We start from the raw sequence: 12442 nt of genomic DNA, 5'->3' as shown, positions 1-12442 counted from the left end.
ACTCGATGCCTCCTGGGAGGCATCAGGCCAGGCTGTCCGGACGGCCCGCCCAGATGGTGGAGCGGGTGCCGGCGAAGCAGCCCACTCGCTCGCCCAGGCCGCCGCGGCGGCCATCCCACCCCGACTCCTTGATATCTCCCGCGACGTATCGCTGGGACGGGGCGAAGCCTCCCGCGACGCACCGCCCGCGCCCGTGCTCCCCGCCCCCGCGGCGCCGGCCGCACCGATGGTCCTGGTGCCGCCCGCGCACCCCACCCCACCCCGCCCCTGCCCGCCCCCGACCTCTACGAGGAACTGGAAACCGTCGGCCCCGGCCGGCGCCTGTACGGCTGGGAAGACGCCGACACCCTGTACCTCGCCGCCAAGGACGGCCAGGGCGTCGGCTGGGTCGAGTACGGCGTCAACGGCTCCAAACGCTGGATCGCGGTGCTCAACCCCAACGACCAACCCTCCGTCTCCGACAGCGACGCCCCGCTGTGGCACACCAGCCCGCGTCTCGCCGCCCGCGCCATCGCCGCCCACCTCCGCCAGAACGCCCGCTGACCACCCGCCAGGTCCGACGGATACCCACCCCCGACACCACCCACAACATGCTCAACCAGCCCTCTGGTAACGGGACACGGCAGCTCTCAAACACGGCCTGATCCCGTTCTTCGCCCGCAGCACACCACTCGCTCCATCAGTGAGCACGTGAGCGGAGTGGGGCTTGCCCACCGGTTCGATGAGCAAGCCCCACTCCGCTGCTCCTCCCGGCTCCAGGCACGCATACGATCATCGGACCGCCCCGGTGTCCCCGGCACACCACAGCAGAGGCCCGCACCTTGTCCCGAGACACCGTCACCGTCTGCCTTCCGCCCACTCCGCCCCACACCGTCCCTGAAGCACTGACCGCCGCGATGGCCCCGTTCGACTACGACATCGACCCTCAGCCCGGCGGGCCGATCTGGCAGGGCAAGTGGGACGACTGGCGCATCATGGGAAACGTCGGCCTCGATCCGGGGTTTCGCGTCCGCCCCGGCCACGAGGACGATCCACGCCTGGTCTTCGGACCCGTCGACCAGTACGGCAGGCCTCGGGAAAGGTCGCCGCAGCACTGGGACGGCGGACCGCGGGAACTGCTCGACTTCGAGGCCGCGAAGGCATCGGCCGCGGCCCGCGCCGCAGCCGACTGGCAGGCGTGGCAGTGGTTCGCGGCACGCTTCCCGGCCGCCCGGCCTCATGCGGAGTTCCTGGCGCGCAGCCGGCAGGATCCCGAGGCGTACTCGGCCGAACAGGCCCGCGCGGACTACTTCACCCAGCCCCTCATCGACACGGCGAACACCTCACCGGAGGTCTGCGGGATCTTCCCCCGCTACCACGACCCGGTCGCGCACTTCGCGGGCACTCAGGAGCAGTTCGTCCGTCGGCGGACGTGCAGGATCATCCCCACCACCTGCCTGCTCACCCTGGACGGCCGATGGCTGGACGGCGATCTCCAGGATTGGGGCCGGGAACACCTATTGGCAGGCGACTACTACGAATTCGCCGACGACTATCTCGATCGCCTGCCAGACGACTGCCTCGTCGTCCGCCTGCGCTTCCACTACTGACAGCCACACCAACTGACCGAACCCGCCACCCTGCGAAAGCCGGGACTGGTCAGGATCACCCGTCAATCGGTCAAGGCCGCCTGTCACAGGTCAGGAACGGCCCCGCCGGCACGTCGCGCCCCGGCCCGGCCGCTCCCGCGTGCTGCGCTGCATCGCAGCCGCCACGCAGCGCCCCGCCGAGGGCCAGCCGCGCCTGGTCCTGGCCGCGCAGCGCACCGTCGCCTTCCTCGCCGACCTCGGCGAGCCGGACCTGCACGAGCCCTTCGGTGCCCTGACCGCCTGCGGCTGGTACGGGCGGCCCGGCTTGGTCGCCCTGCGCCGCGACGGCCCGGCGAATCGGCTGGGTCCAGGAAGGACTGCCCGACCTGCCCAACCTGCCCGATCTGCCCGGCTGGGCCTCCTTGGTCGGCGGCCGCCTCGTCCTCGATGTCACCGGCCAGCGGGCCCTCCTCGCCGCCTGGGCGCGCCCGGCAGCCGGCCTGCTGCTCCTGGCCCTGTGGCGGGGTCTGATCTGACCCGTCCGGCCCCGGCCGCACCGTGGTGCGGCCGGGGCGGGCTGTCTGCTGGTCGCGGCCCGGTCCGGGGTTCGATCTCGCTGTTCCCGGTCCTGCCGGGTGGCAGGGGTGTGGGCGGTAGCATCCGGTCGGTATTCGCCGCGGCCCTGGGAGAAGCATGATCGGACCGAAGGACGTGCGCCGCTGGATCGACTCGGCCGTCGGGCAGGCCGTGGTGACCGCCGGGATGGGGCTTTTCACGCTGTGGCTGAGTACGGGCTCGCAGCGGCTCCTCTGCGGGATCTTCTTCGTGTTGGGAGTCCTGAACCTGCTGTCGATGGTCCTCGGGCCGTGGTTGGTGCGGCGCGCGGCGGCGAAGGGCCGTCTGCGGGGCCGCCATTCCCGTACCTGAGCCACGACGGCGTGCCTCCTTGGACTCCTGCCGGCCGTGGCCTGAGCGGCGATACCGGCAGGTGCCGTACAGAGGGCTGATCAAACTCCGCTGAGACGGGTCGCTCCAGTCGCCGGACCGGCCCCGCCAGGCGGCCTGGGCAGGGCGCCCGGCCCGCTCCCCACGTAGGCACCACCGCACGCACCCCGCACCGGACGGACACTCGCACAGGTCAAACCCGGCGCGGGACGGCCCGGGCCTCACCGGGGTCAAAGGCCCACTACCGCCGCCGGCGCGGGAAGGGGGACTGGCACGCCGCCGCCCAGCGCAACCTGCTCAACCGTTTCCTGGGCCAGCTCTACCAGTGCCTCCAGGGCGTCGTTGAGGTCGGGGAGCGCTGACGCCGATTCGAGGGCGAGGCCGGCCGCTGACCGCGACCAGGCTGGTCAAGGACAAGTGAGGGCGCTGGCCGGCCGATGAGGGGGGCCTGCTCGCCGACTCCTGGGGTGACCAAGCCCCCATCATCCCCGGCACGGGTGCAAGTCATGTTGCCGGTGGTGGCGCCCGTCGGTGGTGGCGTCTTCGCCTTGGCGCGGGGCTGGGATGCCGCCGTCGACACTGCCCGGCGGGCGGGCCGTCGCCGGGCGGGTGCTTGTCGGTGGATCACGTCCCGGGCAGGGGCCGCAGGCCCGATGATGAAAGCGCGCACCATCTGCCCGCCCCTTCCCGTCCGCGCGCGTTCGACCGAGTAGGAGAAACAGGCCCGCCATGGAGCACCCCGTCCCCGAGCCGCACCGCGAAAGGCACGCTCCGCCACCCGGCCGTCCCCGCGCCACCACACCCGCCGCGCGTCCCGCCGGCCGCCCGCCGGCGGACCCCTACGCAGGCGCCCCGGACCTGGAGACGGAACTGCGCGCCCTCGCCACCCTGGCGATGTCCGCCGCCCCCGCACCGGGCCCCGGCGGCGACACGCGCACGGAGCAGCGCCTGGCCCACCGGGAGACACTGCTGCGCTTGGCCGCGGCTCTGGATCGCAAGTGGCGGCGCGAGGGCACGATCTCCTCCGCGGCCCTGGCCTCCACCGCGGCCGACCGACTGCTGGCCTGGGACCAGGCGATGCTCGCCCTCGACCCGCCCCTGGCCACCTACCTGGGGCCCGTGCCACCGGACAGCTCCCGCTGGCGCGCGCCGGGTGCGGCACGGGCCTGGATCCGCCAGGAGTACCCCACCTGGCTCGCCCGCACCCTCGACCCCCCGGCTCCGCCCGCCCCCTGACCCCCAGGGCCGGCGCGCCTCTCCCTCCGACCCGCACCCGACCCGCACCCGGAGCCGGACGGCGATCCCTCCGAACTCCCCCCATCCGCCCGCCGGCTTCTGGGGCGCGGGTTCCTCGCCGAGCCGCACTGACCCCATCCCGCGGCACCCGCGTCCCGGCCCCGTACGGCCCGCTGACAGCCCCACAGCCTCGCCCGGGCCGCGGGCACCCGGCCCAGTGCCTTCGACAGCCGGTGCACCAACCCGGCCCGGCGCAGGTACCCTTCCAGGCTCTCCTCCGGGTGGTTGTGCTCCCAGTACCGCAGCAGCGCCAGGCCGATGCGCACCGGCAGCAGCGGGACCGCGAGCCACGACGACCCGCCCCGCTGCGCCGGCCGCCCGGCCGCGCCGCCGAGTGTCGCTTCCACCTTCCGCGACAGGGTGCTCTTCCCGATCTCGCGGAAGACCAGCACGCCGCGCCGCGCGGCCTCCAGGTTCTGCCCGGCTGAGGATTCCGGGGGGCGTTGTTTGGGTGTGGGTTGGTCGTTGAGCTGGGGTGCTGTGGTTTGGGTGCGAGGGGTTTTCGGGGTGATGGGCGGTCAGGTCACATGGTGTGGGTTGGGGTTGTGGTTGGCGGGGTGATTCTGGTTTCGGGTGTCGTGGGTGTTGCCTCGATCTCATGGCTGTTTTGGTGTTTTTGCTGTTCAGGTGGCTTGTGGCAGCTGTGGTTGGGATGTTTCGGCCCGGCTGTGCGCAGGGTCTGGGGGTTGTCCGAGGATGGCTCGGGGTGCGGTTCTGCGGTGTTCTCTGTGAGGGCGGGGTGTTCTCGTCCGGTCGGGGATATCTGCTGGTGAAGGGTGCCGTATTGTTCAGCGGAGGACCGGGGCGGGTGGTCGGGCGTGTGGTGTTCGCTGTGAAAGTGGAGTGTTCTCGCCTGATCTGCGATACGGGTGGGCGTGCTCCAAGGTGGTAGCCGGCAGTGGCCGTTGGTGGTCAGTGCCGTTGTGGCGCGGTGCCGGCCGGGCTGCCGGTGACCGCGATGGTGGCACCCGGGGGTGTTTGCGTTCTACCGGGGGCGGGGCTGGCGTGGGGTGGGGAGTGGCGTCAGAAGTCGACCCGGGGCTGGAGCCCGGTCCAGATCTGGTTGGCGCCGTTGTTGAAGCCCCACACGACGACGGGGGTGCCGTCGGCGGGGTTGGAGCCGGGGACGTCCAGGACCAGGCCCATGGCGCTGATCGTGTCGATCGAGGGCGAGTTGACGCCGGGCACGGACCAGAGCTGGTTAGAGGCCGGGGGCCGCATGCCGCACTCCCACTGGATCACCTGGGTGCCCCACACCGTGCTGAACCCGGGGATGTCCAGGCACTTGCCGCTGTTCACGTTCAAGGTGAAGCCGTTGCTGTTCTTCGTCCACAGCTGGTTCGCCCCGCCGTGGCAGGTCCATTCGCGGACCGGCGCACCCAGGTCGGTCCGCCAGTCCGCAACCTCCAAGCACTTCCCGGTCGCCTGGTTGCGCAACTCGAAGTTCTTCGTGTAACGCGGGATCTGTTCGGCCTGGGCGGCACCGGGCACCACGACCTGGAGCCCGGCGACGAGAAGCCCGGCCACGACCGCGGACGGAACGGCCCGGAGACGGCGCCTCGGGGCGGGAACGGAATGGGTCACGACTGTCCTCCAAGACTGTGACGGGTGGCGGAACCGGCCGGGGAAAACCCAACTCCCTTACGGTGCGGCAGTGTTGGACAACCGAACGGGCAAAAGGGTTGTGCCGGCCGCGGAAACCCGCCCCACGGCGGGCCCGTCCGCCCACAGCCCGGACGTACGGCGGGCCCGGCAGGTCCCGGAGCGCGTGAGGACAACGCCGCGACCGGTGGCAGGGCGGGTCGGGACGGCAGGGGCAAGGCCGTGACTGTCGACGGGAGCGGTCTGCCGTTGTCCGTGCCGTTCCTCGTCGGCGTATCCGGTGGAGACGGCAGCGTCCGGTACGTCCACGCTCCGGTTGTCGCTCCGCGCGCGCTACGGTGGGGCGTCCCGCGTCGGTGCAGGACGGCAGCGGGTCGAGGGGGAGCGGATGGCCGACTAGAACGGTGTGGCGGAGCGGGGGTCTGCAAGGACGCCCACCAGGCCGAGCCGGACCGGCTGTCCGACGCGGCGCGCCGGGGGCCATTCCGGAAGTGTCTGCCGCCCCGCACGCCCGCCGCTGCTCCGCTCGGCACCGCGCCGCGCCCGGCTGGCCCGCTGCACACTGTGCAGGCGGGCGGCGGGCTGGGCGCGGCAGGGGGTGCGTGTCAGTTCTGGTGGCCGGGGACTGCGTGCACCTCGTCCCAGAGGAGGTCGTCGGGCTCGGCGATGAAGACCGGGACGGGGTAGACCCCCACAAGCTGGACCTGGCCGTTGTCCTGACTCTCGGAGACCGCCTTGATCGTCATTGCCTCGGCCCTGATCAGAGCTTCCAGTGGGGAGATGATCTCGTCGATCTCCGGAAGGCCCAGCGAGGCCACCTCCAGCGCCTGCAGGACCGTCTCCGTCTGCACGTCGACCATCTCGGCGGCCGCCCTGTTCAGATGGATGACGTAGTAGACGATCACGAAGAAGTCCTGCGTCTCGCAGTAGATCTGCGGCACGTCCTCATCCAGCCTCTCCACAACGAACGCCTCCCGGGCCTCACCTTCCAGCCCCAGCTGCGCCGCCTTCCTCTCCCACTGCGGCCGGACGGCCTCCAGCAGCTCGGGCCCGGACAGGCGCGGCCTCGCCCGCACCTCCAGCACCCCGCGCGCCAGCGCCTCCACATCCAGGTCCGCCGCCGGGCCTTCGAAGCCCTCGATCCCCTTCCAGCGCTCCACGTGCTTCCGGAGCTCGGCGGCCTTCTCCCGCACCTGCTCTTCTGCGACCGTGTGATCCGACATGACCCCTGCCTCCCCTGCCGCTCCCAGGCATCAACCCCTCCATTGAAGGACGGGACCTGTCATCCGCCCAGCAGACGATCCGGTCAGTTTTTCCGGCCACAGAGCCGATGGATAGTTCGCCGCCCGGTCCCGGACCTGCCGCGCTGCGCCACCCCTGGGCGGTGCGGCACGATGCGCGGCGGCCGCCTGCGGTGCGGCGGCCGGTGCCCGCCGTACCGCGCCCGGTCGGGGTCGGGGCGGGCCCGGCCGAAGGGGTGCGTCGGTGGCCGCGCCTACGATGCCGATCATGGAGACGGATACCTCCGCGCGAAGGAGTGAGGACGGCTCGGAGCGCATCTGCAGGGGCTGCGGCAAGGAGCTGCCACCGCACACCGGCCGGGGACGGCCGAAGAAGTCGTGCAACCGCTCGTGCGAGTCGAAGGCGTACCGGCGCCGAGCGCCACCAGGACGCCGTGGCCGCCAACCTTGTTCCTCCGCGCGGAGGTGACTGCGACGGGCCCGAGGCCGGCCCGGAACCTGCCGGCGCCCAGCGCCGGGAGTTCCTGGAGCTGGACGAGCGCACGCGGCGCGTCGCCTCCGGCTACCTGGAGCCGGTCGACTCCACCGTCGCCGGGACCAGCGACGACGAGCGCGCAGTGGAGGCGCTGCGCCTGCTGGGGACCAGCCTGACCGCCGTCACCGGCCGCATGCTGCGCCTGGGCCGCACCATCCGCTACGAGACGCTGCACGGGGATAGCGACTGGTCGCCGCTGGCCCGGATGCCCGCTCGGCAGCATGCACCCTCCGACCCGGCCGAGGCGACCCTTGTTCCTCCGCGCGGAGGTAATGGCGACGGGTTGGAAGGCAGCCCCGATGGCCCGATAGTCAGGCGCGGAGATAATGCGCCCGCTCCTCCGCGGCCCTCCGCCGACCGACCGCAGCCCGCTCCCGGCACGGCTCCCGCCCCGTCCGCGCGGAGCCGACCCCACTCCTCCGCGCGGAGGTAATCCGACCGACCTCACTCCTCCGCGCGGAAGTATTCGGGACGGCCGTGCCCCGGCCCCGATACCTCCGCGCGCAGGAGTCGGCGCTGCTGCGCCGGCCGCCCCCGCTCCTGCTCCCGCGCGCACCGCCGTACCGCGGCCACAGCGCAGCGCCCCCGCCGACGCGCGGCCGCGCCTGGCCCTCGCCGCGCAGCGCACCGTCGCCTTCCCCGCCGACCTCGGCGAGCAGGACCTGAGCCAGCCCTTCGGCGTCCTGACCGTCCACGCCTGGCGCAGCCGGTCCCACCTGGTCGCGCTCCACCGCGGCGGGCAGCGGATCGGCTGGATCCAGCAGGGGCTGCCCGACCTGCCCGGCTGGGCCGCCCTGGCCGACGGCCGCCTCCTCCTCGACGCCACCGACCAGCGGGCCCTCCTCGCCGCCCAGGCGCAGCAGGCGGCCGACCTGCTCGTCCTGGCCCTGGAGCAGGGCCTGATCTGACCCGCCCGGCCCCGGCCGCACCGCAGCGCGGCCGGGGCCGGCTACCTATCTCCACCTGTCTTTCCTGTGTCATGACACAGGTGTTTTCCCAGCTAGGAGCGTCGCGCGACACGACCTGTCTCTTCTGTCTCCGCCTGTGTCCAACTGCCGGACCGGTGACGTGTCTCAACGAAGCTTGACCGGCGGCGGTTTGTCTCAGCGGAGTTTGACCGCCAGGGTGCGGGACGCGATGCCCGCAGGGGGGATCGGTAGAGTCGCCGGACTGGCTGAAGAGGTGGAGAGGATCATGCGGGTCGTCGTTGACGGGACACACATCGGAAGCCAGGCGGACCTGCACCGGGTTCTTGCCGGGCCGCTGGACTTCGGTCCGTACTACGGGCACAACCTGGACGCCCTGTGGGACCGGCTGAGCAGGGATGTCGAGCGCCCGGTCGAGATCGTCTGGGAGAACGCCGAAGTCAGTCGTGACCGGATGGGCGATGAAGCGTTCGAGACGGTCGCATCCGTGCTGGTCCGAGCTGCCAAGGAAGACGAGTCGAACGCGCCGGACAAGAGGCTGACCGTACGTTTCGCCTGACCCGGAGTCCAGCAGCGAGCGGTCAAACTCCGTTGAGACTCGTCAAACTAGCTTCAGACAGGTCAGTCGGACCGGTTCCGCCCGGCGGCCTGGGATAGTGCCCTCGGCCCGACGGCCGGGAGCCGGGGCAGCGGCCCTCCAGGCCCCGCCCCGGCCCGCCAGGACCGGCCGCCGGCCCCCGGCGGCGGCCCGCCACGGGCCCGCGCAGCGGCCCTCCAGGCCCCGCCCCGGCCCGCCAGGACCGGCCGCCGGCCCCCGGCGGCGGCCCGCCACGGGCCCGCGCAGTGGCCCTCCAGGCCCCGCCCTGGCCCGCTCAGCACCACCTCCCTCACCCTCTGGCGGTACGGACACCCGGGTGCTGCTGCCGACCGCGAACCACCGCGTACGGAAGTAGTCGGCGTTCGCCGGCCCCGGTTGTCCCGCGCTCCCACCAGCGCAGACACCGCCCGCCGCCTACTATCCCGGAGCAACCTCCGAAGCAACCCGTCGGGCAACCTCCAGAGCAACCCCTGAAGCAACCTCCCCGACCCCGGCCCGGCGGCCTGTGCCTGTGCACGATAGTTGGCCAACTTCGCAGGCTGGTTGGCCAGGCTGCGCAGCGTTGTTGGCCAAGCGGTGCGGGCCCCCGTGGGCTTGCCTGATCAGCGCGCGTACGGTGTGCGTGGGCACTGTGTCGCCGGCCGATCGAGGCATGGTCGACCGTCACACCGAAACGGACGAGAGGTTAGGAACTGATGGGAGCGGACGCGGGGCTGCCGGTCGATCTGGAGGCGCTTTCGGCCGCATGGCAGGCGCGCTGGGCGCGGTGTCATCCGGTCGGGCATCTCCTCTCCGAGGCGTTCAAGGAGCGGTGGGTCCGCTTTCACTACCTGCCGGACTCGAAGCGCTATCCCGACAGCGAGGCCGAGTACCGCCTCCTTCTCCAGCGGCAGCACACGCTCTTCGCTGACCTGGACGCCCCGGCCGAACTCACGGTCATCACCTGCGCGTGGAACACGGGCGACCGGACGGAACCGGTCGGTCGCAGCCCCGAGCTGGAAGCCGTCGCACCCGGCACGTACTGGCGCATGGTCATGGAGGATGACCACCTCGACCCGGAGTTCCAGGTCCGCACACACCTCTACGCCGGCCAGATGGCCAACGTGCCGCGGGCACTGGACCCGCTGCTGCGCGCGATCGCCGACGAGGTGACGATCGGGGTCATCCTCGCCCCGCCGGGCCTCGACTGGCTCGCACACCCCTACGACGGCGGGGTCGACATCATCACCGCGACCGTCCCGGAGCGCGACGAGCTCAAAAGCCGGCATCCCGACTGGCTGTCGTCACACCCCCTGGGCTACTGAATACCTCGTCCCACCACGAGCGGCCCCACCGACCTGGCCAACTACGACGCACCGTTTGGCCAACCAACGTGCAAAGGCACAGGCCCCCGGCCCGGGCTCGGCGGCCGCCGGGCGAACGCGCAGCTCAGAGCCTCGCCAAGGCGTCCGGAAATTCCGACATCCCTCTATCCCTAGCCCCTCCTTCTCGCTGTGGTGGTGGGTGGGCGGTGGTGCCGGGCAGGATCGGCGGCGCTGTGCTGGGATCCACCTCGGCGGCCCGGCCGGGCCGGAGTACGAGGGCCACCAAGCCGCCGAGCACCGCCGCGCCGTGTCTCGTTCTCAGCAGTACGTCTCGATGAAGAGGAGAACACGGCCGTCGTCCGCCGTGAACTCGTAGGCCTCGTGGACCGGTAGGTCGGCCGCACCGAGCCGGGCTCGCGCTTCGAGCCAGGCAGCCGGCCGCTCGGCCTCCGTCAGGAAGCAGGGAAGCCACCATTCGACCTCGTCGTCGTAGGACGTTCCCATCGACATAACGTCGGCCTCGACCACGAGCCGCTTGGCCCGGCGAGGGTCCAGCGGCCCCCGGACGAGGCGCCAGTAGGTGCCGTCGGCATCGGTGAAACCGCGGGCTGCCACCGGCGGGTCGACGTACGGGCCGGCAGGCTCCGCCTCCGCTGGTGACGGTAGGGCCGCGACCACCTCGGCAAGGGTCACCGCGCGCTTCTGCTTCTTCGACACCGCCACAGCATGCCAGGCCTACTCCTGGTGACCACCAGCCAAGATCACTTAGCAACCGGTCAAGATCGCACGTTAGAGGAAACCGGCCTGTTTTCGCAGGTCAAGCCCGGCAAGGTCGCCCGGTCCGGTGCCGACTTACCCCTGGGAGCCCCTGACCCGGCCGACGAAGGAGGAGGGGGAGGGTGGTGGGCGGCGGCACCGTGGGGTTCGGGGGCGCTGCGCTGTGCTGTTTCCCCTCTCCGGCCGGGGCGGCTGGGGCAGCCGGGGCCGGTGACCGGGTCGGGCCGGCCTCGTTGGTCCGGGCATGACCGCCCTGACTCCACCCGGCACCGGCCGGCACCGACTGCCGACGCCACCGCCGATCCCGGAGCCCGAGTGCACCTGCCGCACCTGCGACCCCCAGCGGCTTCCGACCTGCCAGGCGCCGGAGCCCATCCGCCCGCCGCGGCGCACCGGCGGCCCCGCCCGGCCCAGCCGCCACCGCGCGCCGCGCCCTGACTCCACCCGGCCCCGCCCAGCACCGTCTCCCTGAATGCGTGCCCCACCCGCAAACGGCTCGCAGCCACCGCCTCGACCGCCTGACCGGGCTGTCACGCCCCCGCCGAGAAGGGCGCGACAGGGGGTGCTATCGCGCCCTGTGACCTGCACCAACACCCCTTAACCCCCACCCCTCGACTGGGCGCGACAGCACCCCGCCACGCCCCCTCCCACCAGCCGCGCCAACCATGGCACTCTGACCGCGATCACACCCCCCCGCGAGAAGGACCCACCATTGCCAACCCCAGCCGACCCGGGCCTCCACTTCCACCTCACCCCCCTGCACACCCCACCCCCGCCCGGGTACTGCGCCTGCACGGCGAGATGGACTACACCCACGGCCCCCACCTGCGCCGCGCCCTGAAGAGCGAGATCCAAGGCAACCCGCCCCTACTGGTCCTCGACCTCGCCGACCTCCAGTTCTGCGACTCCAGCGGCCTCAACGAGATCCTCCGGGCCCGCCGCAACGACCACCACGTCCCCCTCGCACTCGCCGCGCCTGGCCCCTACTTCCGCCGACTCCTCGAAGTCATCCAGACCGACAAGGTCCTCGTAGTGACCGAGAGCGTAGAAGCCGCGCTGAAATACCATGAATTGATCCCGGAAGAATAGCCGGATTCCCCGCAAGGGATTCGGCGGGATCATCCCGCAGCGGATTCTTATACACCATACGGCTGGAATCCGGCAAGAATTTCGGCTGCTTTCCCAGCCTGTCTCCGAGCTGCCGGAAGGAACTCGACTCCCTAGGAGGGAGGCCACATCAGACGGGATATTCTCGCACGCAGAAGTGATGCACATGCGCGAGGGCACGGCCACCCGGCCCCTCGCATCGCCCCTCCGACCGCAAAGGTCGGACCCCATCCGGCCACTCCTCGGCCTCAAGCTCCACGGGCCCGCACCAGACCCGCCTATCTCCAGGCAGCCCGGCCGAAGGCCGCCCCTCCATCAGCCAAAAACCCAGCTCAACGAGTTGACAGAGCCTCAGCCACCCCGGGCCGCCGGAGCGAAGCGGAGGCGCGCCCAGGCCGAGCGCGAAGCGCCGGCCGCACCACCGCGAAGCGGTGGTGCCGGACACGCGGAGCGGGTCTGCATCCGCGCGGAGCGCGGATGCCCGAGCGCGGAGCGCTCGGCGAACCGGAGGGCCGAAGGCCCGTAGGGACCCGCTCCGCGGGG

The 12442-nt window shown here is 71.9% G+C and carries 11 protein-coding genes; 7 read left to right on the top strand and 4 right to left on the bottom strand.

Features of this window, described 5'->3' with window-relative positions; genetic code table 11:
- The first annotated feature begins 896 nt into the window (after positions 1-896).
- Positions 897-1589, top strand: coding sequence for a hypothetical protein (locus tag ACZ3J7_RS36285; RefSeq protein WP_465627572.1), 693 nt, complete (start codon positions 897-899; stop codon positions 1587-1589).
- A gap of 70 nt (positions 1590-1659) precedes the next feature.
- On the opposite strand, the gene ACZ3J7_RS36280 is transcribed toward ACZ3J7_RS36285, so the two are convergent.
- Positions 1660-1845: a hypothetical protein gene (locus ACZ3J7_RS36280; protein ID WP_465627571.1), complete on the bottom strand. Its 186-nt coding sequence runs from the start codon at positions 1843-1845 to the stop codon at positions 1660-1662.
- A 416-nt stretch (positions 1846-2261) separates the two neighbouring features.
- Between ACZ3J7_RS36280 and ACZ3J7_RS36275 the strand changes: the two genes are divergently transcribed.
- Together ACZ3J7_RS36275 and ACZ3J7_RS36270 are read left to right on the top strand one after the other, a co-directional pair.
- The gene (locus tag ACZ3J7_RS36275; RefSeq protein ID WP_465627570.1) at positions 2262-2495 is read left to right on the top strand and encodes a hypothetical protein; all 234 of its coding nucleotides are present in this window, start codon (positions 2262-2264) and stop codon (positions 2493-2495) included.
- 747 nt (positions 2496-3242) lie between these two features.
- The gene (locus tag ACZ3J7_RS36270; RefSeq protein ID WP_465627569.1) at positions 3243-3749 is read left to right on the top strand and encodes a hypothetical protein; all 507 of its coding nucleotides are present in this window, start codon (positions 3243-3245) and stop codon (positions 3747-3749) included.
- 1083 nt (positions 3750-4832) lie between these two features.
- On the opposite strand, the gene ACZ3J7_RS36265 is transcribed toward ACZ3J7_RS36270, so the two are convergent.
- Both ACZ3J7_RS36265 and ACZ3J7_RS36260 read right to left on the bottom strand, forming a co-directional pair.
- Complete coding sequence (locus tag ACZ3J7_RS36265; RefSeq protein WP_465627568.1) at positions 4833-5336, bottom strand: RICIN domain-containing protein; 504 nt, start codon at positions 5334-5336, stop codon at positions 4833-4835.
- Between the two features lie 680 nt (positions 5337-6016).
- Positions 6017-6634: a hypothetical protein gene (locus ACZ3J7_RS36260; RefSeq protein ID WP_465627567.1), complete on the bottom strand. Its 618-nt coding sequence runs from the start codon at positions 6632-6634 to the stop codon at positions 6017-6019.
- An 879-nt stretch (positions 6635-7513) separates the two neighbouring features.
- On the opposite strand from ACZ3J7_RS36260, the gene ACZ3J7_RS36255 reads away from it, so the two are divergent.
- From ACZ3J7_RS36255 to ACZ3J7_RS36245, 3 genes are all read left to right on the top strand, one after another.
- On the top strand, positions 7514-8095 hold the full coding sequence (locus ACZ3J7_RS36255) for a hypothetical protein (protein WP_465627566.1): 582 nt from the start codon (positions 7514-7516) through the stop codon (positions 8093-8095).
- A 286-nt stretch (positions 8096-8381) separates the two neighbouring features.
- Positions 8382-8672, top strand: coding sequence for a barstar family protein (locus ACZ3J7_RS36250; protein WP_465627565.1), 291 nt, complete (start codon positions 8382-8384; stop codon positions 8670-8672).
- 734 nt (positions 8673-9406) lie between these two features.
- Positions 9407-10015: a DUF3885 domain-containing protein gene (locus tag ACZ3J7_RS36245; protein ID WP_465627564.1), complete on the top strand. Its 609-nt coding sequence runs from the start codon at positions 9407-9409 to the stop codon at positions 10013-10015.
- Positions 10016-10333: 318 nt separating this feature from the next.
- Here ACZ3J7_RS36245 and ACZ3J7_RS36240 read toward each other — a convergent pair whose 3' ends face one another.
- Entirely contained in the window at positions 10334-10732 is a 399-nt protein-coding gene (locus ACZ3J7_RS36240) for a hypothetical protein (RefSeq protein ID WP_465627563.1), read from the bottom strand.
- 627 nt (positions 10733-11359) lie between these two features.
- On the opposite strand from ACZ3J7_RS36240, the gene ACZ3J7_RS36235 reads away from it, so the two are divergent.
- A complete protein-coding gene (locus ACZ3J7_RS36235; RefSeq protein ID WP_465627593.1) occupies positions 11360-11881 on the top strand; it encodes an STAS domain-containing protein in 522 nt (173 codons plus the stop codon).
- Positions 11882-12442 lie beyond the last annotated feature (561 nt).

This window comes from Kitasatospora sp. NPDC015121, assembly GCF_055562955.1.
Note: the sequence above shows the minus strand (reverse complement) of the source record. Positions and strands in the feature narration are given on the sequence as shown.